Origin of the sequence: Isoalcanivorax pacificus W11-5, assembly GCF_000299335.2 — a bacterium.
GTDB lineage: Bacteria > Pseudomonadota > Gammaproteobacteria > Pseudomonadales > Alcanivoracaceae > Isoalcanivorax > Isoalcanivorax pacificus.
Genome location: NZ_CP004387.1, coordinates 2,341,198 through 2,363,988, shown reverse-complemented (window position 1 = coordinate 2,363,988; position 22,791 = coordinate 2,341,198). Strand labels below are relative to the sequence as shown.

Annotated in this window: 24 protein-coding genes; all 24 read left to right on the top strand. The window is 51.0% G+C overall.

From position 1 onward, the window contains the following. Positions 1-389 precede the first annotated feature (389 nt). The 24 genes from mntA (S7S_RS10710) (at position 390) to S7S_RS19290 (ending at position 22,728) form a co-directional block, all read left to right on the top strand. The gene (gene mntA / locus S7S_RS10710; protein ID WP_008735100.1) at positions 390-791 is read left to right on the top strand and encodes a type VII toxin-antitoxin system MntA family adenylyltransferase antitoxin; all 402 of its coding nucleotides are present in this window, start codon (positions 390-392) and stop codon (positions 789-791) included. Beyond that, a complete protein-coding gene (hepT, locus tag S7S_RS10705; protein ID WP_008735101.1) occupies positions 781-1,194 on the top strand; it encodes a type VII toxin-antitoxin system HepT family RNase toxin in 414 nt (137 codons plus the stop codon). The genes mntA (S7S_RS10710) and hepT (S7S_RS10705) overlap by 11 nt, the downstream gene beginning before the upstream one ends. Positions 1,195-1,283: 89 nt before the next feature. Continuing rightward, the gene (locus tag S7S_RS18870) at positions 1,284-1,745 is read left to right on the top strand and encodes a phosphatase PAP2 family protein (RefSeq protein WP_008735102.1); all 462 of its coding nucleotides are present in this window, start codon (positions 1,284-1,286) and stop codon (positions 1,743-1,745) included. Positions 1,746-1,880: 135 nt separating this feature from the next. Further along, entirely contained in the window at positions 1,881-2,306 is a 426-nt protein-coding gene (gene mntA, locus S7S_RS10695; protein ID WP_144401644.1) for a type VII toxin-antitoxin system MntA family adenylyltransferase antitoxin, read from the top strand. Continuing rightward, positions 2,294-2,707 carry a type VII toxin-antitoxin system HepT family RNase toxin gene (hepT, locus tag S7S_RS10690; protein ID WP_008735104.1) on the top strand — a complete coding sequence of 138 codons (414 nt, stop codon included), beginning with the start codon at positions 2,294-2,296 and terminating at the stop codon, positions 2,705-2,707. The genes mntA (S7S_RS10695) and hepT (S7S_RS10690) overlap by 13 nt, the downstream gene beginning before the upstream one ends. Before the next feature lie 154 nt (positions 2,708-2,861). Then, a complete protein-coding gene (locus S7S_RS10685) occupies positions 2,862-4,313 on the top strand; it encodes an MBL fold metallo-hydrolase RNA specificity domain-containing protein (RefSeq protein WP_008735105.1) in 1,452 nt (483 codons plus the stop codon). 96 nt (positions 4,314-4,409) lie between these two features. Beyond that, positions 4,410-4,952, top strand: coding sequence for a type IV toxin-antitoxin system AbiEi family antitoxin (gene abiEi, locus S7S_RS10680; protein ID WP_008735106.1), 543 nt, complete (start codon positions 4,410-4,412; stop codon positions 4,950-4,952). Then, positions 4,942-5,850, top strand: coding sequence for a nucleotidyl transferase AbiEii/AbiGii toxin family protein (locus S7S_RS10675; RefSeq protein WP_008735107.1), 909 nt, complete (start codon positions 4,942-4,944; stop codon positions 5,848-5,850). The genes abiEi and S7S_RS10675 overlap by 11 nt, the downstream gene beginning before the upstream one ends. Before the next feature lie 34 nt (positions 5,851-5,884). After that, positions 5,885-6,253, top strand: a complete 369-nt coding sequence (locus tag S7S_RS10670) for a helix-turn-helix domain-containing protein (RefSeq protein ID WP_008735108.1) — start codon at positions 5,885-5,887, stop codon at positions 6,251-6,253. A gap of 216 nt (positions 6,254-6,469) precedes the next feature. Then, the gene (locus S7S_RS10665) at positions 6,470-7,480 is read left to right on the top strand and encodes an HD domain-containing protein (RefSeq protein ID WP_169745564.1); all 1,011 of its coding nucleotides are present in this window, start codon (positions 6,470-6,472) and stop codon (positions 7,478-7,480) included. Further along, positions 7,443-8,402, top strand: a complete 960-nt coding sequence (locus tag S7S_RS10660; protein WP_082027694.1) for a nucleotidyltransferase domain-containing protein — start codon at positions 7,443-7,445, stop codon at positions 8,400-8,402. Before S7S_RS10665 ends, S7S_RS10660 begins: the two co-directional genes overlap by 38 nt. Before the next feature lie 245 nt (positions 8,403-8,647). Continuing rightward, complete coding sequence (gene wecB, locus S7S_RS10655) at positions 8,648-9,787, top strand: non-hydrolyzing UDP-N-acetylglucosamine 2-epimerase (RefSeq protein WP_008735112.1); 1,140 nt, start codon at positions 8,648-8,650, stop codon at positions 9,785-9,787. Positions 9,788-9,971: 184 nt separating this feature from the next. Then, positions 9,972-11,249 (top strand): Vi polysaccharide biosynthesis UDP-N-acetylglucosamine C-6 dehydrogenase TviB, encoded by a 1,278-nt coding sequence (tviB, locus tag S7S_RS10650; protein WP_008735113.1) that lies wholly within the window; start codon positions 9,972-9,974, stop codon positions 11,247-11,249. An 84-nt stretch (positions 11,250-11,333) separates the two neighbouring features. Then, positions 11,334-12,524 (top strand): polysaccharide biosynthesis protein, encoded by a 1,191-nt coding sequence (locus S7S_RS10645; RefSeq protein ID WP_008735114.1) that lies wholly within the window; start codon positions 11,334-11,336, stop codon positions 12,522-12,524. Beyond that, a complete protein-coding gene (locus tag S7S_RS19610; protein ID WP_144401643.1) occupies positions 12,511-13,254 on the top strand; it encodes an SGNH/GDSL hydrolase family protein in 744 nt (247 codons plus the stop codon). Before S7S_RS10645 ends, S7S_RS19610 begins: the two co-directional genes overlap by 14 nt. Then, entirely contained in the window at positions 13,254-14,090 is an 837-nt protein-coding gene (locus S7S_RS19605; RefSeq protein ID WP_144401642.1) for a sulfotransferase domain-containing protein, read from the top strand. The genes S7S_RS19610 and S7S_RS19605 overlap by 1 nt, the downstream gene beginning before the upstream one ends. Continuing rightward, positions 14,071-14,598, top strand: a complete 528-nt coding sequence (locus S7S_RS19310) for an acyltransferase (RefSeq protein ID WP_169745563.1) — start codon at positions 14,071-14,073, stop codon at positions 14,596-14,598. Before S7S_RS19605 ends, S7S_RS19310 begins: the two co-directional genes overlap by 20 nt. A 106-nt stretch (positions 14,599-14,704) precedes the next feature. Continuing rightward, complete coding sequence (locus tag S7S_RS19305) at positions 14,705-15,919, top strand: O-antigen ligase family protein (RefSeq protein ID WP_169745562.1); 1,215 nt, start codon at positions 14,705-14,707, stop codon at positions 15,917-15,919. Continuing rightward, positions 15,916-16,968, top strand: coding sequence for a glycosyltransferase (locus S7S_RS19300; protein WP_082027691.1), 1,053 nt, complete (start codon positions 15,916-15,918; stop codon positions 16,966-16,968). Before S7S_RS19305 ends, S7S_RS19300 begins: the two co-directional genes overlap by 4 nt. 5 nt (positions 16,969-16,973) lie before the next feature. Continuing rightward, positions 16,974-18,113 (top strand): glycosyltransferase family 4 protein, encoded by a 1,140-nt coding sequence (locus S7S_RS19295; RefSeq protein WP_169745561.1) that lies wholly within the window; start codon positions 16,974-16,976, stop codon positions 18,111-18,113. Positions 18,114-18,200: 87 nt separating this feature from the next. Continuing rightward, positions 18,201-19,241: a polysaccharide biosynthesis protein gene (locus tag S7S_RS10625; protein WP_008735129.1), complete on the top strand. Its 1,041-nt coding sequence runs from the start codon at positions 18,201-18,203 to the stop codon at positions 19,239-19,241. Between the two features lie 19 nt (positions 19,242-19,260). Then, positions 19,261-20,373 (top strand): UDP-2-acetamido-2,6-beta-L-arabino-hexul-4-ose reductase, encoded by a 1,113-nt coding sequence (gene wbjC / locus S7S_RS10620; protein ID WP_008735130.1) that lies wholly within the window; start codon positions 19,261-19,263, stop codon positions 20,371-20,373. Between the two features lie 19 nt (positions 20,374-20,392). Beyond that, positions 20,393-21,514, top strand: a complete 1,122-nt coding sequence (gene wecB, locus S7S_RS10615; RefSeq protein WP_238582967.1) for a non-hydrolyzing UDP-N-acetylglucosamine 2-epimerase — start codon at positions 20,393-20,395, stop codon at positions 21,512-21,514. Further along, complete coding sequence (locus S7S_RS19290) at positions 21,511-22,728, top strand: glycosyltransferase family 4 protein (RefSeq protein ID WP_008735132.1); 1,218 nt, start codon at positions 21,511-21,513, stop codon at positions 22,726-22,728. Before wecB (S7S_RS10615) ends, S7S_RS19290 begins: the two co-directional genes overlap by 4 nt. Positions 22,729-22,791: the final 63 nt, after the last annotated feature.

Below are 22,791 nucleotides of genomic sequence, written 5' to 3'. Positions count from 1 at the left end.
CCGGGTAGATTCATACCCGGACCCCGCAGCCGGCCGTGCCGGGCTGCCCGTTCTCAGGAAGCAGACGGCCAATCCTGGGGCGGTAGCGTGTCTGATGCCAAGACTGACTGCAGGGAGGGTAGAGCCAACGGCGAAACCCGCCATGTCCATGCTTCGGCTCACTCCCGTCAGTCTGACAAAATGCCCGCGCCCGAGCACAACGGTTCCCGCCTGTCGGTTGCCCAGCGTGCTCCGCAATGGGTATCCGGACAGCGCGGGCTTTCTCCGATTGGGCACACCCTGGCAACTGTGTTAGAAACGGTCCAGGTGTAGTACCGCCTGATGTGACGGATTGAGCGCTTTATGGCCTGTTCCAGTTTATGAGATCACCTGCAATGAGGTGGAATTCAATGAGCCCTGATGAAGCCCCATTACAAAAGCGACTGGCGGCGATATTCTCTGATACGCCGGGCTTATGCTTCGCCGTATTGGTGGGCAGTAGGGCCACGGGGGCAGCGTCATCCTCCAGCGACTGGGATGTTGCCCTGCAATGGGCAAAACCGGGGCTCGATATGGATACCCTGGCCTGTGAAGAGCGGCTACGCGAGCGGCTCGCACATGCTCTCGAATGCAGCCTGGAAAGCGTTGATCTGATAAACCTGTCGTCGGCTGGGTTGGCCATGCGTGCCGCCGTGGCCGAAGAGGGCGTTCCTTTATACGGTGATGCGGAATTGGCCTGGTTCCACTTCCTCAGCCGAACCTGGCGAGAGCTCGAGCAGTGGCAGTGGGAGCGTGAACATCATGCGGCTTGATCTGTACCTTGCGGAGACTCGCACCCTGGCAGCCAGACAGAAAAGTGTGCTGGACGTGGCGGCGAACAAGTTAAAAACTGGGGACCGGCTGAGCGAACTGGAGCAGAACGGCGTGCTGCATGCCCTGCAACTGCTTATTGAAAATGCTATCGGGAAAGCGAAGCATATTCTCAAGGCTCACTCATTACCCGTACCAGTTTCCGCCTACGATGCCTTCCGTGACCTTGCAGCGATGAGTCGTCCGGCCATCTCCGATCTGGAACAATGGTATGGCGTCATCGGGCTGAGAAATCGTATCGTTCACGACTATCTGAATCTGGATATGCAGCATGTGTTGCGTCTCGTCTCGAACAACGCCCATATGTTTATCTATGATTTTCTCGTGGCAGACATCGAGATATGAAACCCGGAGGGCCTTCCAACTTGCGACGGCTTTTCATTACCTTGTGCATGGTGGCAGCGAGTGGCTTGCCGGCATCGGTGATGGCGTCAATGTTGATTCAGGCGGGCGACTTCATCAGCAGCAATGCCCGTTACGTTGCGCACGCACATGCTGCTGCGCACAAGGACATCGACGGCACGCTGCAACTGATTCTGGCCAACCATGCCGGCCGCTGGACCAAAGCCTGGCTGAAGGACGAAGTGCAGCGCGGCCGCCCGGATGGCACCGACCAGCGTTCATTTCCCAGCGGCCACACCATGAAAGCCAGCGTCCCGGCCTGGTATGTGACAGAGCGTTATGGCTGGCGCGAGGGCTGGCCCTATCATGTGGGCGCGGCGGTGGCCGGCGCCGCGAGAGTAGAGCAGAAGCGGCACTATGCCGAAGACGTGATAGGCACCCACCTGCTGGCCTGGGGCGTCACCCGCCTTGTGACCGGGCGTGATGGTGCGCCGCCGCCGGTAGGCGTCACGGTCGAGCGAGGCGTGCGGCTGCATTTCTTTGGCGCCTTCTGAGCGATGTACACACGGTAGAACCACCGGGGGAGTTATTCAGAGATTCCCTCGGCTGAATATGCTACAAGGGAGTGCCTGTTGTCCGATGTTGGCCTGTACCCTTGGATAATTACTACCGGGCGTGAGTATTCCCTTATGAACCCACTTCCTGCCTCCGATGCTGAAGCCCGTTTCCGGACGGAGTTCCAATGGATACCAGCGATGCTGGCGAGGCATGTGCCGTTGCAGTTGGTGATGGTGTTTGGATCAATGGCGAGAGGTACGGCTTCTCTGCATAGCGACCTGGATGTGGCGGTGCTTGCGGAAAAGCCTCTGAATGCGGCGACCCGATATGCCATGATCGCAGATCTTGCAGAAAAAGAAGGGCGTCCAGTGGACCTGATTGATTTGCATGATGTGGGTGAGCCATTGCTGGGCGAGATTCTTCAGAACGCTATATTGCTGGCAGGAACGCCAGCGAAAAAAGCTGCTTTGCAATACAGGCACCTCGTGGAAGAGGCGGATTTTGTTCCACTGAGAAACCGTTTACTGCGCACCAGGGCCGAGTCATGGATCGGGTAGTCATCTCCGAGAAACTCGAGTCCTTGCGCCGCTGCCTGGCTCGACTCAAAGCAAAATGTCCTGATACCCCAGAGGCATTGCAGGGTGATCTGGATGCACAGGATATTGTCTCTCTCAACCTCACGCGTGCCATCCAGCTATGTGTCGATATCGCCACCCACTGGCTTGCTGATCATGATGAGCTGATCGTGCCACGTACTATGGGCGAAGCGTTTACCCGTCTCGCGGAGGGTGGGTTGATTGGCCAGGATCTGGCGATGAATATGCGGCGGGCCGTTGGTTTCCGTAATATCGTGGTGCACAACTACGGAGATATTGACTGGCAAATCGTGCATGCGCTCTGTACCCAGAGAATGGACGACTTCAGGCGCTATGCGCAGGCTATTCAGGCGGAGCTCTAGCCGAGGAGTCAGTTTGCCCATTGGCATTAAAAGTGTCTGGTGAGCAGAAATAATTGCGGTCGCAGTGAGCAGGGTCCAGACAACTGTGGCGCCAAACCATGTTGTTTCTGCATGCGCCTGATTTGAGTCGACTACCGCTTTCAGGGAAGAAGGCATGACAAACAGGTTCAACATTCTTCACCACGGCGCGGTCAACGGCGTCACCGGCTCCGCGCATGAACTGGTGCTCGACGAACAGAACAGCCTGCTGATCGACTGCGGTCTGTTCCAGGGCAGCGACAGTTCTCCGGGCGGCGGGGCGCACGCCGACAATCTGGACATCGATTTCCCGGTCCATCGTATTCGCGCCCTGATCGTCACCCATGTCCATATTGATCACGTGGGCCGCATCCCCTGGCTCCTGGCCGCTGGCTTCGATGGGCCGATCCTGTGCAGCACGCCCTCCGCCCGCCTGCTGCCCATCGTGCTGGAAGATGCCTTCCGGCTTGGCTTTAGCCGCCGCCCGCGTGAGGTAAACCGCTACCTCAGCATGATCGAAAGCCGGCTGGTGCCATTGCCCTACAATCAGTGGCAAACCGTAGTAAGCACATCCGATACACAGGCCCGCATCCGCCTGCAACGGGCCGGCCATATCCTCGGCTCTGCCTATGTTGAATGCGACGTGACGTCCGGGTTTTCGCCCCGGCACCCTGAAGCCCAGACAAAACGCATCATCTTCAGCGGCGACCTCGGTGCGCCACACGCTCCGTTGCTGCCGCCCCCGGCGCCGCCGGAATACTGCGACACCCTGGTTATCGAAAGCACCTACGGCGACCGCCACCACGAAGACCGCGCACAGCGCCGCAAACGCCTGGAAGCCGTGCTCGTCCGTGCCCTGGCCGACAAAGGCACTGTCCTGATCCCGGCCTTCAGCATCGGCCGCACTCAGGAACTGCTTTACGAACTGGAAGACATTATCCACCAGCAGCAGAACAACCCGGTGGGCGATACTGACCTGAACTGGAACGAACTGCCGATCATCCTGGATTCGCCTCTGGCCAGCCGCTTCACACAGGCCTACCGCGAACTCAGGCCATTCTGGGAACAGGAGGCGATAGAACGCGTCCTGTCCGGTCGCCGCCCCCTCGGGTTCGAGCAACTGCTCACCGTGGACGACCACGACGCCCACCTGCGCATGGTCCGCCACCTGGCAGACAGCGCGCGGCCTGCCGTGGTCATCTCCGGCAGCGGCATGTGTACCGGTGGCCGTATCATCAACTACCTGAAAGCCATGTTGGGTGACCCGCGCCACAACGTGCTGTTCGTCGGCTACCAGGGGGTTGGCACACCGGGGCGGGCGATCCAGCGCTTCGGGCCGCGCGGTGGCTATGTGGAACTGGACGGAGAGCGTTACGACATTCGCGCCGGGGTCGAGACCATTGGTGGCTACTCCGCCCATGCGGATCAGGCCGGGCTGGTGGCGTTTGCCACAGGCATGCAGCGCGGGCCGGCGGAGATTCGCATCCTCCATGGGGATGCGGATGCCAAAGGGCAGTTGGCCGCCCGGCTGGCAGCGGCCTGGTCAGGAGAAGATGTGGTGCCGGGTATCGAAGTGCCGACCGGATAAATTGTTCCGGGGTTCAAGCTCGACCAGCCTGGAAGTGGCTGTATTTCGTAAAAAGTGTACAATTACCCCCCTTTCAAAGGGTGAAATCGTGTACTTATGACCCAGGGCGAGCTACAGAAAACATTGAGCGAATGGGCTAAACGTGGCCGGTACGTCTTTTCCCGTCACGACATGCGGCGCCTGTTTCCTGATGAGTCGGAAAGGTCGCTGGAAAAGAGCCTGGCGCGCATGGTCGAGAGTGGCTTGCTGCAACGCGCCACCAGAGGGGTTTACCTGAACCCTTATGCGGGGAGCCAGGACGGCTATGCTATTGAACATATCGCCAAGGCACTGCGTCCGGGGGAATACAACTACGTGAGTCTGGAATCCGCCCTGAGCGAGTATGGCGTGATTTCGCAAATCCCCATCGACCGGCTGACCGTGATGACCACGGGCCGCAAGGGCACCTACCGTACCCGTCACGGCACCATCGAGTTCACTCACACCAAGCGGGGGCTCGACGAAGTATTGAAGAGTATGGTGCCAGTGCCTGGGCGGCCCCTGCGCATTGCCACGCTAGCCGCTGCCCGCCGGGACTTGCGGCGTGTCGGTCGCAATTGCCATCTGATGGAACAGGAGGGGGCCGGCGATGGCCAGTAGGGATTTTGAGGCGCTGGTAACCCGGGCCATGGCGATGCCCGGCCGGACCCACATGCGCCCGGTGGTGGAAAAGGAACTGCTGCATTACGACATTCTGTTTGCTTTGGACCGGCAGGGCCTCCTCGACCGGTTGACGTTTCAGGGCGGGACCAGTCTGCGGCTTTGTCACGGTGCCCCCAGGTTCTCGGAAGACCTGGATTTTGTCGCCGGCACGGAGTTCGGCGATCCGGAACTGCAGGACATCAAAGCCTGCCTGGAACAGTATCTGGGCGAGCGTTATGGGCTCCAGGTGTGGGTCAAAGAGCCCCCATCAGATGACGATACCCGACCGGGCGTACAGGTCCGGCGCTGGCAGGTCAGTATTCGTACCGCGCCGGAGCGGCCGGATCTGCCACATCAGCGGATCAAACTGGAGGTGGTCAATGTGCCCGCCTATACCCGGGTACTCATGCCGCTGCGCCACAACTACGATTTTCTACCCGATGGCTATGATGAAACCTTGGTCGGTGTGGAAACGCTGGACGAAGTGTTCGTGGACAAGCTGATCGCCTATCCGGTAACGGCGCACCCCCGATACCGCGACATCTGGGACTTGCAATGGCTGGCCCAGCGGGAAGCGAAAATGGACGAAGCCGTACTGCGTGCCAAAATCGACGATTATGGGCTTGAGGATTATCCCGGCAAGCTGGAACAGGCGATCAGGGAGCTGCCAGAACGCATTCAAAGCCAGGCTTTCAGGGATACATTGAGCCGTTTTCTACCCGAGGATACTCTGGACCGGACCCTCAATAGGGAGGGGTTTCTGGGCTATCTTACCAGCGCTGTCGGCGGTCATTTGCAAAGCGCACTGGCGGTATTACGGACGGGCTCCGAACCGGAACGACCATTCAACATGTAAGTATTATGCTGTCCGTTTCCACAATGCAGCCTTTATGCGGCTGCAGGAGCCAGTCGAGAAGGCTCTCCGCCTGTCAGCCAAGGTATATTTGGAAGGGGTTGTGAATATATGCTACAAAAACGATATTTTGAGACGTTTTGAGGTATATATTCACATGAGACTCCAGGAGTTGGGAGGCCTGTTTGCTGAGCTACGCAAGGCAAACGGCCATAGCCAACAGCAAGTGGCCGCCATGAGCGGGGTAGACCGTACCACCGTCTCTCGCTTTGAATCGGGGCGGGTCATGGAACTCGGCTTCAGCAAAATCGAGCGGTTATTCGCGCTATATGGGCAGGAACTGGCCCCGAGGCCCCGCAAAACGCCGACGCTGGACGATCTGGTGAGAGAACGTGAATGGCGATAGTGGATGACTCCTGCGCGAATGCGCGGATGGTACTGTCCATATGTCCATGTCAGAATCGAAGCCATGAACCCTGCGGTGACGCCGGCTTGCCATTTGGGGGATAAGTAGGGTGATGGAAGACAGGGTATCACGGCCAAGTTTGATCGGTACTCAGGACGATCACTCTGAAGATAACGTAATGGAATACGAATGCCGAAATTATACCTGGATCGTTATATGAAGAAGTGGATGGGCGAATGGTGCGCTGACCCGATACTGATGGGCATATTGCGTAGCCGCCCTCTTCAGCGGCTCCGGGATATCTCCTTCCTTGGGGCTATCGATTACACGGCTCTGGTGGCTGGGGAATCGAATGAGCAGAGTAATCGTTGGGAGCACTCGCTCGGCGTGGCGACCATCACCGATTTCGTCGCACGTGAACGTCAATACGATAACGAGAAACGCCGCCATCTGGTCGCCGCAGCGCTGCTGCACGACATTGGTCACGCGCCTTTGTCACACAGCGTGGAGCCTTACTTCAAGCGCCGTTTGGGAGTCGGCCATCATGATCTGGGCGAATACCTCATGGAGCACGATAAGGTATTGTCCGGGGTATTGAATCGGCATTTCGATCTGTCGCTGATCAAGGCGCTGATCGCCGGGAAAGCCGGCCAGGACTGGGGTGGCGATTTGTTCTCCAGTCCGATCAATGTTGACACCATCGATGGTATCTTGCGCAGTATGGTGCGTTTCGGGGAAGCGCCTTCACTGGATCCGTTGACCGTGGCGCATGCGGCTTTCCTGGAACCGGACCGGGCCGAGAACAGAACGATTCTGGATCAGTTTTGGAGCGCCAAAGGGCAGGTTTATACCCATTACATCACCAGCACGATGGGGGTGCTGGCGGATAGCTATTGCCAGGATTATTTTGAGTACAATCAGCGTTTGCTGACGACGGACCATTTGATGGAGACCGAGCAAGAATGGCGCCATGACTTTCCCGATCTGTTCCTGACATTGGGAGCGCTCGGGGAAGAGAGCCAGTCCCTGGCCAGGGAGAGGGGCGCGTCCATTGACTATGTCTCCCGCTGGTATTTTGTGGTGCCGGAGGAAGAAGAGATATCGGCCCGTTATCAAGTAGAAAAGACCAGAAAGAAGCTGGCCTTGTTGCTTCAAGACAAGGTTGTTGTACACCAGGAGGGGGGAAGTGATGGAACACATAGAACGGAGTCGAGACTTTACCATTGATACTTTAATGTCTTTGAGAGCGGAGTTGGAGCAGGCTCTGAGAACCAGTCCAGAGAAGGACAAATTAACCATCGTGGCCACCGGCTCTTACGGCCGGGAGGAAGCTTCGCAGGAATCCGATATTGACCTGTTTATACTTTTTGATGCCGACGACAGCGCCGAGGACAGAATTCGGGCGGAATTGAAAAGTGTGGAGGATGTCATCAAGGCCAAAGTGCCGCATATGGCGGGAGATACGGGGACTTTCGGGTTGGACGCCGTAAAGTCGTTCTCCGAGATGAAAATCAACATTGGCGGCCAGCATGATGACAACCTGAGCCTCACCAGGAGAATGTTGTTCCTGTTGGAAGGAACCTGGTTGTATCAGGAGACGAGGTTCAAGGAATATCAAAGCTCTCTGTTGCGGCGTTATGTGGAAAACAGTTCTCCCAAGGCTGCACTGCCGCGTTTTCTGCTCAATGACATCATTCGTTATTACCGCACCATCACAACGGATTTTGAACATAAAATCTCGGAAAGTGGTAAAGCCTGGGGACTCAGGAACATTAAATTGAGATTTTCCAGGAAGTTGCTGTACTTTGGCGGCATCCTGGTCGTGGCTGAGATGGCCGAAGCAGGGTATGACAAATGGGAACCACGGGCCCTGGAGCTCTTCTCAATTCCGGTACTACGACGTATTGAGCATCTCATCAAGGATGGATGTGGCGAGAAGGTGCTGATGATTTATGACCGCTTTATCGCGGGAATAACCGACAAGGCAACCAGGGAGGCACTTAGCCGGGTAACCAAGGAGGATCGCACGGGGAGCACGGAGTACCAGGGGCTTCGGGTGCTCAGCGACGAATTCTCCGCCGCGCTTTCGGAATGCCTGAAAAGCCGATATAAGCCGGAACACCCCATTCATCACGCACTGATGTTCTAGCCACTGATGTAAGGGCGGTGCCCGGATTCGCCACATCGCCACTGTGGGAGCTAGCTTGCTGGCGGACCCACGCTTCCCGGAGGTGGCATCGGCCATGATCAAGGCCTGGGAAGATGCATTGAAACAAATCGCAACCTGGTTATAACCCCGAAAAAAATAATTACCCGTAGGGTGGGAAGAGCAAAGCGAATCCCACCACACCACCCCAGGCATGTACCCCTCGGCTCCATGGAACAATGACTCAAATGACTCCACCCAAAAAAATCATGTGCGTCTTCGGCACCCGCCCCGAGGCCATCAAGATGGCCCCGGTGGTCAAGGCCCTGGACGCCGCAGAAGGCATCGACTCCCGCGTCTGCGTCACCGCCCAGCACCGCGAAATGCTGGACCAGGTACTGCACCTGTTCGATATCGTGCCGCACCATGACCTGAACATCATGGCACCAGGCCAGGACCTCTACGACATCACCACCCGGATACTGCTCGGCCTGCGCGACGTGCTCCGCGAAGAAAAGCCCGACATGATCCTGGTGCATGGCGACACCACCACCACCTTCGCCGCGTCCCTGGCCGCCTTCTACGAGAAAGTGCCCATTGGCCACGTCGAGGCCGGCCTGCGCTCCGGCAACCTGCAATCGCCCTGGCCTGAAGAAGCGAATCGCAAGCTGACGGGGGTACTGGCCAACCTGCACTTTGCGCCCACCGAAACGGCCAAAAATGACCTGCTGCGAGAAGGTGTGCCTGCTGACCGCATCCTGGTCACGGGCAACACCGTCATCGACGCGCTACTGTGGGTCAAGGCCCGCATCGACCAGGATGCAGCGCTGCGCGACCAGCTCGCCACACAGCTCCCTTACGGCACACAACACCCGATGGTGCTGATCACCGGCCACCGGCGCGAAAGCTTCGGCGGTGGCTTTGAGCGCATTTGCCAGGCCATTGCACAGCTCGCCACGGCGCACCCCGATCATGACTTTGTGTATCCGGTGCATCTCAACCCCAACGTGCAGCAACCTGTTAACCGCCTGCTGAGCGGCCTGAACAATGTGCATCTCATCGCGCCGCAGGATTACCTGCCATTTGTGTGGCTGATGATGAACGCCAGGCTGATCCTTACGGATTCGGGCGGGATTCAGGAAGAGGCGCCGTCGCTGGGCAAGCCGGTGCTGGTGATGCGTGATACGACAGAGCGGCCGGATGCTGTGACTGCCGGTACGGTGAAACTGGTTGGTACAGAAACTGAAGTGATTTATGAGGCTGCGAATCAGTTGCTGACTGATGAGGCGGCCTGGGAGGCCATGAGCCGGGCGCATAATCCTTACGGGGATGGCTGTGCAGCCCAACAAATAGCCAACATATTGCAGAAAGATGATTTTTATTATTGATGCCTAAATATAGCAGCGCCGTAAAATAAAAGAGCAAGACGCATCGCACCATTGGCCTTGAAGTGTGCTGTGCTTCTGAAGAAACGACGGGGCTCGTTTAAACGCTAAAGTCTGGCTGAACATGGAGTTCAGGCTTTCGGAGCCTGATGCGGGAATATCTAACACGTGATCATAGGGAATACAGATGACTGATTTGGGCAACATCAAGATTGCAGTAATTGGTCTGGGCTATGTGGGATTGCCCCTAGCGGTAGAGTTTGGCAAGTGCTATGAAGTAGTTGGATTTGATATTAACCAGAAGCGCATTGATGAGCTGCGTGCTGGAATTGATGTCACAAAGGAAGTGGAAGCAGGGGAAATCGAGCTGGCTGAAAAACTGGGTTTTAGCTCGGATTTAAATGACCTGGAAAGTTGCAATATCTATATTGTCACTGTGCCTACGCCTATTGATGAGCATAAACGTCCTGATTTGAAGCCGCTTATCAGGGCATCTGAGACAGTCGGACAGGTGCTCAAGCAGGGCGATATTGTGATATATGAGTCCACGGTATATCCCGGTGCGACAGAAGAGGATTGCGTACCTGTATTGGAAAAGGTGTCTGGCCTCAAGTTCAACCAAGACTTCTTTGCCGGCTACAGCCCAGAGCGAATTAACCCTGGCGACAAAGAGCATCGAGTGACCACTATAAAGAAGGTGACTTCCGGCTCGACCCCGGAAGTTGCCGACAAAGTAGACATGCTCTACAGCAGTATTATCACGGCCGGGACTTATAAAGCGACGAGTATAAAAGTTGCGGAAGCAGCAAAAGTGATAGAGAACACGCAGAGAGACTTGAACATTTCCTTGATAAACGAGTTGGCTATCATATTCAACAAGCTGAAAATCGATACTCAAGAAGTACTGGAAGCTGCCGGAACAAAGTGGAACTTTTTACCCTTCCGCCCCGGCCTGGTAGGTGGGCATTGTATTGGGGTTGATCCTTACTACTTGACGCACAAGGCCATTGAAATAGGGTACCACCCCGAGGTGATCCTGGCAGGTCGCCGCACCAATGCAGCTATGGGTAAATACGTAGCCAGTCAACTGATTAAGGCAATGCTCCACAAATCCATCCAGGTAAAGGGCAGTCGGGTACTGGTGATGGGATTGGCTTTCAAGGAAAACTGCCCCGACATCCGGAATACGCGCGTAACCGATGTAATCAACGATCTGCAAGAATACTCAGTACAGGTTGATGTGTACGATCCATGGGTGGACGTTGAAGAGGCAACGCGTGAGTACGGCGTAACGATGGTAGGTACACCAGCCCCGTCCACATATGATGCGATTCTTTTGGCAGTATCACATCAGCAGTTTCGGGCGATGGGTTCAGAAAAAATAAGATCTCTTGGAAAGAAAACCAGCGTGCTTTATGACCTGAAGTACGTTGTAGGGAAAGAAAGCGCTGATCTTCGTTTATGAATTACCAGATCGTATTGAGGTGCCATCAGATATATTCATTCCGGTTATTATTCTATAAGTGAAAAGCATTCTTCAGGGATATTTATGTTTTCCCAGGCACTATCAAAGATCATCAATAATCAGAAGTACATTTACATGCTGGTGGTACAGCTGGCTGCGCCAATAGCTCCTTTGCTATTTGTTTTCTTGGGGGGGAGAGTAATTGGTGATAATTATGTTGGCGACATAATAGCTCTGATTGCGAAGCAATACATCATTTCGTATCTTTTGTTTTTTGGATCAGAAAAAATTTTAATGAGAGAGGCTGCAAGAAGAGGAGCAACGAAAACAATAAGTTATGCAAATGGAATACTGATGAAGGCCGTAATGTTGGGTCTGTTTGTCAATATGTTGTTATCGATATGGGAAGGTAAGCCGGGCCTTCTTTTCATAAATTGCTCGATTTATACGGCTATATGCGGATTTATCGTGCTCTCTTCCGTTTTGATCGGAGGGGGCTATGCAAAGCTGGGGGTACTGGTAAAGCAAAGCTTTATATACTTGCTTGCTTTGGGCGCTCTATGCTTTGAAGATTTCCTGAGCATATTTTCTTTTGCAGCAGCCTTGGTAGCGGTGTGCTTGCTTCTGGCAATGTATATAAATTCCAAAGCATACGATCAGGCTGAAAATATGGATGAGAGCGAGAAGTCTTGGTTCTATGGAGAATCAGTTCTTATCGCTGCGCAGAGCTACGCAGTCCCATATACAATGTCTTTTTTCCTGAGTGGAGAATACGTTACGGCTTTCTTCGCCTATACAAGAATTTCCAACATAGTTGCTTTCTCTGGATCTGCGTTAGTTAACTTATTCTATAAAGATGCTGTTTTCTTGAGAAAAAAGAATATAGCTGTATGGAAGGAAAGGGTCGCCGAATCCAGAAGAATTATGGCTAAGATAGGGGCTCTGATGTTCATATTAGGGCTTGCTGCATCGTATCTTTTATTCGGCTATTTCTCCAGCACGGAATTTCAAGTGCAGTTTGCGTTGATAATCCTGGGTGCTCAACTGGTAAATATGGCAGTTGGTCCGACGGGCCTGGTAATGATCGCCGCAAATAAGCAGAAATTGAAATTTTTGATGAGCCTTTGCGGAATCATAGGGATGGGGTTTGTTATCACATTCAGCGTAATGCTAAGTGGCGCTCTGAGTTTGCTCACGTTTATCGTGGCGTATTGCTTATCCATTTTAATCCCCGCTATCTGGGGAGGTTGGGTCCTCCAAAATGAAATTCGTTGATAAATTGAAATGGAAGTTCCATAGATTGGTTGAGGAGTTGCTGCAGTTCCGTGCAATGATTTCTGCAGAGACGCTTTTGCTTGGCGATTCCCACGCGGCAGTGTTCAAGAAACCACTATTACAAAGATGTAGAGGCGGCATTAGAGTAATAAGTGTATCCGGGGCAACCGCATCCGGGATGAAGAATCCGAATTCCAGCACTAATGCTCTTAAAATATTCAAGAGCCAGATAGAAAGAAAAAAATGGAAAAGAATTATTTTCTATCTTGGTGAAGTAGATGTTGGGTTTGTGATATGGTTCCGGGCGGAAAAATACGGGCTATCTATAGAAAAGAGCGCGCAAGAAGCACTGGAAAGCTACCTCTCGGTTATTTCACATGCAAAATTGGCCTCGAATGCAGAAATAGCAGTTCTATCTGTTCCATGGCCGACCATTCGTGACGGACATCAAATGGGTGAGGTCGCCAATTTAAGGTCAAAAATCAAGGCGTCATACAGTGAAAGAAAGAACTTAACGCTGAACTTTAATGCCGATTTAAAGAGTAACAGTGTGCCACGGGAATTTACGTATATAGATTTTGATCCATGCGTATGTGATGAGAGTGGCGAGCTTTCAGTGGGGCTTTACAATAGGAATCCGGCCGACCACCACTATGACTATGATGTTTTTTCATTGATCTTATTCAATAACGCTGCGCTTAGGGAATTTATTGCAGGTGGAAATGTTTGATGAACCCAAATCTATTTATCTTAGGCTTTCCTAAATGTGGAACGACATCATTGGCAGCGATGCTGAAAGACGTTGACTACATATATACGCCGGTCAATAAAGAGCCTCACATATTCAACCAAACCTTGAGCGAAGCGAAGGCAAGGCTTGGGCTTTATACGAAGGGCGCGAAGTCTGGATGCCTGTACTATTTAGATGCTACCCCTAACTACATCAAAAATATTGACGGTTTCTTCGAGGTTGCGGCTAACCTGGGGGTTCCTTTAAGTCAGGCCAAGTTTTTAGTCTGTGTAAGGGATCCGGCAGAAAGATATGTTTCTCACTATAAACATAATTTCAATAGAGGGACAGAGCCAAGACCTATGGATAAAGTACTGGATCAGGAAGTTGATTTATATAGAAAAGGAATGCTCCACGAGGCACAGTATTTGGACTATTCATTCTACAAGGAAAAAATAGAATGCCTTGTTCAAAAAGTGGGGGGGGGCAATGTGGCGATAATTGATATCTCGGATTTGAACTCGCCGAGCCTTTTGGCTATGAAGCTGCAGCCTTTTCTTGGATTGAATCGGCAAATTGAGCTAACCAGTGCACGAGCCAATGAGGCATATAACCCTAATTCCAAGTTGTTGAACAAGATTCTTTTCTCGCAGAATCGAGTATTTTCCATTATGAGAAAGATTGTTCCAAAAAAATACTCTCAGGCAATCAAAGCGTTTTTCATGAGAATCAATAATTCGTCCAAAATGATAGTTCCTAAAGAAGATATAGGTGTTGAGACGCTGAAGACAGTATTGAAAAATGAGATGGAATTTTATGAAAGCATTGCGAAGTAACGGCCTCTCCTATGCAAGGCAGCTGATCGCATTGGGGATGGAGATTTTGCCTCTATTGAGATTGAATAGATTCAAAGTATTTCTTCTATCTCGTGCTGGTGTATCGATTAGTCCGGATACTGTCATATCAAGTACATTCAAAGTGGTTGGGTGTGGCAGGGTAAAGGTAGGTGGGCCAAGTTTTATTGGGCACAGAGTAACTTTCTATACATCGTCTGCAGATATTTCAGTAGGGCGGGGTGTTGATATCGGCCCGGAAGTAAGCATTATTACTGGCGGTCATGAAATCGGCAATGAAACGCGGCGGGCAGGGAAAGGAAGTAATGAACCAGTCACTATTAGTGATGGGTGCTGGATTGGGGCCCGTGTGTTAATTCTCGGCGGAGTCACCATAGGTGCCGGAACGGTTGTTGCGGCAGGTGCGGTGGTTACAGATAATTTAGATGGTGGGTCACTATACGCCGGTGTGCCAGCCAGGAAAGTAAAGTCTCTTGATGGAAACTATTAAATCTCATCTCCGAAATATTCTGTTTTTAATACTCTCTACCATCTCTGGTGGAAGTTCGGCATTATACCTTTCCATACCATGCTGGATACTTTCAGGACGAATATTCTTGTTATACTCGTTCTTGTTGGGAGGCTGGTTTTCATCATTTGTCAACCCTGCCATTTCGAAAGATATTGATTTAGACGCGCTAACAAAGTGGCTTCCAACATTTGCTCTGTTTTTCTTTGCTATTTATATAGCTTTGAAAAACAAAAGTGTGCCTCGCTCTGTGCTATGGATATCGGCCTTCTTTGGTTGGGGGCTATTGGCGTCATCTTTTTCTAGTGAAAGTTTCTTGATCTCGGCTTTTAAGATATTCTCTTTCTATGCCTTTATATCATCATCAATAATCATTTTCTCAAAGCCGGGCACTGACTGGACATCTGAGCGCTTCCAATTTTTGTTGGATTCATTCTATAAATTCCTAATTATAACTTCCTTGATTGCACTATTCAGTGGAATAGGATATGAGAGAAATGGTCATGGCTTTCAGGGTATCACTCAACACCCGCAAGCTTTTGGAATTGTCCTTTCTCCACTAGTCGTTGCTATGATAGCTATGAATTTTGACGAGCTTCGCAAAGCCAACCCCAGGATTATCGGCTGGGTGGGGATTGGTTGCCTTTTTATCATCATGACTGAGTCACGAACAGCGATGTTGTCGTTAGGCTTGGGCTTGGTATCTCTGATATTCCTATTCTTTAAAAATAATATAAAACGAGGTTTCGTTTATACGGCTATATTCGCTCCCGTTTTCCTCGCTGGTTTCTCCTTGGTGCAGCTGGATGAAAGCAGAAGCGCCAGATTTAGCGAGGGAATGGAAGCAATAGTATTCAAAGGATACGATGCCGTAAGCTTGGGAGAAGGCTTTTACCTGAGCAGAGGTTACATACTCGATAAATCATTTGATAATATCAGTGAAAACTGGTTGCTAGGTATAGGTTTTGGCATTCCTAGTGACAAAGACCTGAGTGGCGCTGTTTATGATCCGCTCTTTGGCCTACCGATCTCTCTTACGGTCGAAAAGGGTGTGGCTTTCATTGCGCTTTTGGAAGAAGTCGGTTTTCCAGGACTCCTGTTGTTCTGCTTTTTCTTAATATCGTTACTTCGTGCTATGCGCAGGTCGGTTAATTACTTCTTTGCCATCCCTGTCTTTGTTTCCATTCTTTCCGTAAATATTGGTGAGGCGGTGTTATTTTCTATGGGGGGGGTGGGATTCTTCCATTGGTTGATAGTGTCAGGCTTGCTTCTCAATGACGAGACAAAAAGTGAGAAGCTATGAGCCCCATTTACTTTTGGCAAAATACCTTATCAATTCACCAATCCGATCTTTTGGAAGCATTGGCCAGCAAATCTGACGTTTGTCTTATTGTCAGGGACAGTAAGATCAGTGCTAGAGTCGACGAGGGATGGTTGCCCCCGCAATTGAACAGTGTGACGGTGATCTCGTTCGATCGCATTGACGAAGAAAGTCTGGATTGGTCAGGAATTCACGTGGTATCGGGCCTGGGTGTATATCGCGATTTTGATAACGTGATGAAAAAAGTAAGCGCCGCAAAGGGAAAGCTGTATCTACTTACTGAAAAACCGAACTTAAACGGGCTGAAGGGATTTCTGAGAAATATCAAGTACTCTTTCTGGTTGAAATATAGATCCAGTATTATAGATGGTATATTTTGCATAGGTGAGAATACAAAAAAATGGGTGGAGGCTTTATCTTCTGGAGCGTACCCGGTTTATGAGTTCCTATATGCCGGGCCGACGGGAATAGAGAAGAAGAATAGCGATACGGTAGCTTTAAGGAAATTCGTTTATATTGGCCGAGTGGAGAGCCAGAAAGGTATAGATATATATCTGCAAGCAGCCAGCAATTATCCGCGTTACGAGTTTAGTGTGATTGGAAGGTGTATGGAACCAAAGTTGGCAGAAAAAATGGGCCAACTGGCGAATATAAACTACTTGGGCGTTGTGGATAATCAGGAGTTAAAGAGGCGTTTCAAGGACTATGACTGCTTGATTCTTCCATCTAGACATGATGGCTGGGGATATGTAGTCAATGAATGCTTGGCCGCAGGCATCCCTTGTCTGGTCAGCGACGCGTGCGGCGCTAAATCTGTTATTAGAAGTGGGCTAAATGGAGAAGTTTTTTCTTCCGGCAGTTATGAGGATCTTGCATCTTCCATGGAAAAGATGTTGAACATGGAGTTTCACCCATCTCAAATCATATCCTTCTTTGAACGCGCTATTTCTGCAGATGCTATCGCTGAATACTTCCTGGAATGCATCGTTTCTGATGCAGCAATCCCTCCCACAGTACCCTGGCGTCGATGAAAAGCATGCAAAAAGTTATAATGCTTGCCCCATATTTCTATCCTGCTTTTAAGGCTGGAGGGCCCGCAGTTACTTGTACATCATTGGCTCTATGCTTATCGCCGAGTATGGACGTCTCTGTCATTACGAGCAAGCGCGATATAGATAGAACACGGCTCTATTTTAACAAGAGTGACCTCGCTCCTGCCGATCTTACGTATATTTCCTGTGGGAAGTTTTCTGTTCCTTTTGTTTTGCTTTTTGAACTAATAAAGGCTAGGGGAAAGGCTACTATATCAATAAACGCATTTTATGATCCATTTTCTTCATTGATCCCGCTCCTGCTGTGTCTGTTTTTTCCCAGAGCGAAGTTGATTGTATCTATTAGAGGTCAATTATTTGAGGCGGCGGTATCAAACAAGAAAAAAACCAAGAAGATTTATATGAATGTGTTTAGGTTCTTCCTGTTCTTGATTAGAAAGCGATCCATTCTTCACCTCACAAGTGTTCATGAAGAAAATCGTGTTCGCGCTTTGTTCGGCGAAGAATTTCAATATATGGTAGTGCCGAATTTACCTGACTTTCGCTTGCTCCAGGAGAGGGATGTGTTGCCATCTGGAGAACGCGAAAGCAGAACCGTAAAAAGAGTGCTAAGTGTGGGAAGAGTCTCTCCTATAAAAAATTATGAGTTATTGCTTCATGCCGCGCAGCACTTCAAGGGTATTGCTGACTTTATCGTTGTTGGCCCGATAGAAAACAAGCAGTATTACAGCCAGCTTATGGAAATAATGTGCAGGCTGGACATTGATAATGTACAGTTTGTCGGTGAAAAGGATAGAGAGTCTTTATTGTTGTACTATTGTGGTGCAGATATCTACTTTCATCCTGCGTTGTCTGAAAATTTCTGCCATTCAGCTGTTGAAGCAATGCTTAACGGTTTGCCCATTGTCATGTCATCGGGACTTCCGTGGTTGGGCGTTTCCGATTTTGGTGGCCAGGTGGTGGACCCGGAAAATTTGGAAGAAGCCGTAGCTGCATTATCGGCTCTTTTGTGTAAGAAGAATAAAGAGCTAACTGCTATCGGTGTTAGATGCAGAGATTACATTCTTTCCGAGCTGGATCTGGATTCCTCAAGGAAAGCATACATAGGATTATTTTCTAGTTAGTCAGGTTTTTTGCTTCGGTATAATCCATGGAGTTTAATTTGTCCTGTGGCTGCCATAATTGCGTTATGGAGCGATAGGCGGGAGCGGATGATGATTTTTGATGGAAAAAAGCTTCTCATAACTGGTGGGACAGGATCGTTTGGTAACGCTGTTTTGCGCAGGTTTTTATCTTCCAGTATTGAAGAAGTAAGGATATTCAGTCGGGATGAGAAAAAGCAAGATGACATGCGGAAGCGGTATGTATCCGATAAGTTGAAGTTCTATATTGGTGATGTGCGTGATTATCAAAGCATATTAAACGCTACGCGTGGTGTGGACTACATATTCCATGCTGCGGCGCTTAAGCAGGTTCCATCCTGCGAGTTTCATCCGATGGAAGCAGTCAAAACAAACGTAATCGGCACCGAGAACGTGTTGGAGGCTGCTATTCAGAACAGTGTGAAGCGAGTGGTATGCCTGAGTACCGACAAGGCCGTATACCCTATTAACGCCATGGGAATTTCCAAAGCCATGATGGAAAAAGTCATGGTGGCTAAATCACGTAACCTCGAAGGGTTCGGCACGGTAATTTGTGGTACGCGGTATGGCAACGTTATGGCATCCAGAGGATCTGTCATTCCGTTGTTTGTTGAACAAATACGTGCAGGTAAGCCGCTGACGATTACCGACCCCACCATGACGCGTTTCATGATGACGCTCGCTGATGCTGTGGATTTGGTGCTTTACGCTTTTGAGCACGGTAATAACGGGGATATATTTGTCCAGAAGGCGCCGGCGGCAACGATTGATGTCCTGGCCAGCGCACTTACTGATCTGCTGGGGCGGCCTGATTATCCGATACAGGTGATTGGTACTCGTCACGGTGAAAAGGCCTTCGAGGCTCTGCTGAGCAGGGAGGAAATGGCTTGCGCCGAAGACATGGGCAGCTACTTCCGAGTGCCGCCGGATCTGCGTGATTTAAACTACGCCAAGTTCGTAGAGCAGGGGGAAGAAAAAATTTCCCGAAGCGAAGATTACAATTCACACAATACACAGAGACTTGATGTAGCTGGCATGCAGGAATTGTTGCTGAAGCTGGACTTTATCCGGGCAATTCAGCGCGGCGAGCATGCCACCCCCGAAGAATGAGTGCAATGGAGTGCATCCAGTGAAGATTCTGATAACCGGCTCAGAAGGTTTTCTAGGCAAGAATCTGTCCGTCTATCTTTCAGAACGAAAAGATATAGAAATTCTCACCTTTAACCGCAACTCTTCGCCGGCAGACCTGCCTGGCCTGGTGGCGCAGGCAGAATTTGTTTTTCATTTGGCTGGTGTCAACCGCCCTCCGCAGGAGGAAGGCTTTCAGGAGAATTTTGACATCACTGCGTCACTGGCTCGGGCGCTGGAAAGCGCCGGGCGTAAGGTGCCAGTGCTTTATACCTCCTCAACACAGGCGGCACAGGACAACCCTTATGGCCATAGCAAGCGTGCCGCAGAAGAGGCCTTGCTGGCCTTGCGCCAGGACGGTTTTCCGGTACACATCTATCGTCTGCCGAATGTGTTTGGAAAATGGGCAAGGCCGAACTATAACTCGGCGGTAGCCACTTTCTGTCATAATATCGCTCGTGATTTGCCTATCCGTATCAATAATGCCGAAGCACAGATTACCTTGGTTTACGTTGATGACGTTGTGGATGATTTTGTGGCGGTAATGGAAGGTAAGAAATCCGGCACTCCTTTTGCGGAAATTTCTCCTCAGTATCGTATCACCGTGGGCGAACTGGCGGCGCAATTGGAAAAATTCCGGGATAGCCGGCATAGCTTGACTACTGAGCCGGTTGGCTCTGGCTTGGTTCGAGCACTATATTCAACCTATGTCAGTTATCTTCCACCGGAAAAATTTGACTACCAGGTACCGAGACATGCGGATCAGCGTGGTGTGTTCGTTGAAATGCTAAAAACCTGGGATTCAGGTCAGTTCTCATTTTTTACTGCGCACCCCGGTATTACGCGTGGGGGCCACTACCACCATTCCAAGACCGAGAAGTTTCTGGTAATCAAAGGGAAGGCATGCTTCCGTTTCCGCCATATTCTGTCCGGTGAGTTTTATGAACTGTTTGTCTCCGGTGAAGAGTCCAGAATTGTAGAGACGGTCCCTGGATGGACACACGATATTACCAATGTCGGCGATGATGAGATGGTTGTCATGCTGTGGGCCAACGAAATCTTTGACCGGGAGAAGCCAGATACCTACGCCTTGCCGGTGGGTACGGCACCCTGAGGAGCTTTACGTGAAAAAGATGAAGGTAATGACCGTGGTTGGGACGAGGCCGGAGATTATCCGGCTTTCTCGTGTCATGGCTGCTTTGGATAGGTATTGTGAACACATCGTGGTTCATACCGGACAGAATTATGACTATGAATTGAATCAGATTTTTTTTGATGATCTTGGCATACGAAAGCCTGACTACTTCCTCAACGCAGCCGGAGCTAGCGGGGCTGAGACCATCGGCAACGTTATTATTGCGGTGGACCGCGTGTTGGCGGATGTTTCGCCGGAAGCTCTTTTGGTTCTGGGGGATACCAACAGCTGTATGGCTGCTATTCCTGCGAAACGTCGCAAGGTTCCTATCTTCCACATGGAGGCTGGGAATCGTTGCTTTGATATGAGAGTTCCCGAGGAAATTAACCGCCGCATAGTCGACCATACCGCCGATATCAATTTGACTTATAGCACCATTGCCAAAGACTACCTCCTGCGTGAAGGTTTGCCTCCGGACCAGGTCATCAAAACCGGCAGCCCAATGTTCGAGGTGCTGAATCATTATCGTGACCGGATAACCCAGTCAGATATACTGACGCGCCTGGAGTTGGAAGAAGGGCGTTACTTCCTGGTGAGTGCTCACCGGGAAGAAAATGTGGATTCAGACAGAAACTTTACTGGATTAATAGAAACACTAAATGCTGTCGCAAAGACATACGGGTTTCCTGTCATTGTTTCAACACATCCGCGAACGCAAAAACGTATAGATGCGATAGGGGTGGATTTCCATCCTCTTATTCGCCTGCTCAAACCCCTAGGTTTCACTGATTATAATCGCCTCCAAATAGCTGCTAAGGCGGTGTTGTCCGATAGCGGCACGATAAACGAGGAGTCTTCCATTCTTAATTTCCCAGCTTTGAATCTGCGGGAGGCGCACGAGCGCCCGGAAGGTATGGAGGAAGCCGCGGTCATGATGACCGGGCTTGGGGCAGAGAGAGTATTGCAGGCTCTGCAGATACTGGAACACCAGAAAAGTGGCGATCATAGGACCTTGCGCATCGTGGGAGACTACAGCATGCCCAATGTCAGTGAAAAGGTTGTCCGTATCATATTGAGCTATACGGATTACGTGCGGCGTGTGGTGTGGAAAGAGTTTTGAAGATACTTCTGATTACACAATGGTATGACCCGGAGCCAACCTTTAAAGGGCAGGCATTCGCTCGGGAGTTGGTCAGACAGGGGCATGAGGTCCAGGTTATTACTGGATTCCCTAATTACCCTGGAGGGTCGCTTTATCCAGGTTACAGAATGCGCGTGTTACAGCGACAGTGCATTGAAGGTGTGGATATTTGTCGTGTTCCGCTTTATCCAAGCCATGACGGTTCTGCTGTTCGGCGTGCCTTGAATTATATAAGTTTCGCCATTTCATCATTGGTATTTGGTATTTTCGGGACACGTAAGGCAGACGTCATATACGCATATCATCCGCCTTTGACAGTCGGCATGTCAGCGGCGTTGGTCGGATTCTTCCGTCGAACACCGATTGTTTACGACATCCAGGACATGTGGCCGGATACGCTGAAAGCGACCGGTATGCTTAATAACCAGCGGGCGCTGTCGGTTATTGGCTGGATCTGTAAATGGGTGTATCGACGCGCAGCTGCTCTGGTTGTGCTCTCTCCAGGTTTTAAACGGCTCCTTGTGGACCGGGGAGTTCCAGAGGAAAAAATTCACGTTGTGCATAACTGGTGTGACGGGGGGGCTTTGTCACTCCCTGATGCCCCCGAATTCCCGGCGTCTCTCGTAGGCCGGTTTAATATTATCTTCGCTGGTACTATGGGAAAGGCGCAAGGACTGGAATCCGTTATCGAAGCCGCAGCGCGTGTCGCGACGATTCAGCCGGAAATTCAGTTTGTTTTCGTGGGCGGCGGAATTGAGGTCGAAAGGCTGAAGGATGTCGCTGCCCGGGTGTCTCCTTCAAATATCCTATTTTTGCCGAGAATGCCTATGAATCAGGTAGGCAATGTCCTGGCGGCAGCAGATGTACTGCTTGTTCATTTGCGGGACGACCCGCTTTTCAGAATCACTGTACCCTCAAAAACCCAGGCATATATGGCTATTGGAAAGCCTTTGCTTATGGCGGTCCGTGGTGATGCGGCGGATCTTGTTGTTCAGTCGGGTTGTGGCGAGGTGGCAGAGCCGGAAGATGCGGTATCAATTGCGGATACGGCATTGCGCTTCTATCGCGTTCCCCCTGAGGAACGTGCTGCAATGGGACGCCGTGGAATGGATTGGTATAAAAATAACCTGGCTTGCGAAGTGGGGGTGAGACGTTTTGTTGAAATTTTTGAAACTGTTGCTAAAAGTAGATGACTTGCTCTGAACCTCTATCGGAGCATATAGCCTGTCTATCGATAAAGTCCTGAATCGGATTCG

Excerpts from the sequence above, each read along its gene's own strand:
- S7S_RS10625 (WP_008735129.1), top strand. The coding sequence starts at position 18,201 with ATGATGATTTTTGATGGAAAAAAGCTTCTCATAACTGGTGGGACAGGA.
- S7S_RS10645 (WP_008735114.1), top strand. The coding sequence starts at position 11,334 with ATGTTTTCCCAGGCACTATCAAAGATCATCAATAATCAGAAGTACATT.
- S7S_RS19295 (WP_169745561.1), top strand. The coding sequence starts at position 16,974 with ATGCAAAAAGTTATAATGCTTGCCCCATATTTCTATCCTGCTTTTAAG.
- wecB (WP_238582967.1), top strand. The coding sequence starts at position 20,393 with ATGAAGGTAATGACCGTGGTTGGGACGAGGCCGGAGATTATCCGGCTT.
- S7S_RS10665 (WP_169745564.1), top strand. The coding sequence starts at position 6,470 with ATGAAGAAGTGGATGGGCGAATGGTGCGCTGACCCGATACTGATGGGC.
- S7S_RS10685 (WP_008735105.1), top strand. The coding sequence starts at position 2,862 with ATGACAAACAGGTTCAACATTCTTCACCACGGCGCGGTCAACGGCGTC.
- mntA (WP_008735100.1), top strand. The coding sequence starts at position 390 with ATGAGCCCTGATGAAGCCCCATTACAAAAGCGACTGGCGGCGATATTC.
- wecB (WP_008735112.1), top strand. The coding sequence starts at position 8,648 with ATGACTCCACCCAAAAAAATCATGTGCGTCTTCGGCACCCGCCCCGAG.
- S7S_RS19605 (WP_144401642.1), top strand. The coding sequence starts at position 13,254 with ATGAACCCAAATCTATTTATCTTAGGCTTTCCTAAATGTGGAACGACA.
- abiEi (WP_008735106.1), top strand. The coding sequence starts at position 4,410 with ATGACCCAGGGCGAGCTACAGAAAACATTGAGCGAATGGGCTAAACGT.
- tviB (WP_008735113.1), top strand. The coding sequence starts at position 9,972 with ATGACTGATTTGGGCAACATCAAGATTGCAGTAATTGGTCTGGGCTAT.
- S7S_RS19300 (WP_082027691.1), top strand. The coding sequence starts at position 15,916 with ATGAGCCCCATTTACTTTTGGCAAAATACCTTATCAATTCACCAATCC.
- S7S_RS19610 (WP_144401643.1), top strand. The coding sequence starts at position 12,511 with ATGAAATTCGTTGATAAATTGAAATGGAAGTTCCATAGATTGGTTGAG.
- mntA (WP_144401644.1), top strand. The coding sequence starts at position 1,881 with ATGAACCCACTTCCTGCCTCCGATGCTGAAGCCCGTTTCCGGACGGAG.
- S7S_RS10670 (WP_008735108.1), top strand. The coding sequence starts at position 5,885 with ATGCGGCTGCAGGAGCCAGTCGAGAAGGCTCTCCGCCTGTCAGCCAAG.
- hepT (WP_008735101.1), top strand. The coding sequence starts at position 781 with ATGCGGCTTGATCTGTACCTTGCGGAGACTCGCACCCTGGCAGCCAGA.
- S7S_RS19310 (WP_169745563.1), top strand. The coding sequence starts at position 14,071 with ATGAAAGCATTGCGAAGTAACGGCCTCTCCTATGCAAGGCAGCTGATC.
- S7S_RS10660 (WP_082027694.1), top strand. The coding sequence starts at position 7,443 with ATGGAACACATAGAACGGAGTCGAGACTTTACCATTGATACTTTAATG.
- S7S_RS18870 (WP_008735102.1), top strand. The coding sequence starts at position 1,284 with ATGTTGATTCAGGCGGGCGACTTCATCAGCAGCAATGCCCGTTACGTT.
- hepT (WP_008735104.1), top strand. The coding sequence starts at position 2,294 with ATGGATCGGGTAGTCATCTCCGAGAAACTCGAGTCCTTGCGCCGCTGC.
- S7S_RS10675 (WP_008735107.1), top strand. The coding sequence starts at position 4,942 with ATGGCCAGTAGGGATTTTGAGGCGCTGGTAACCCGGGCCATGGCGATG.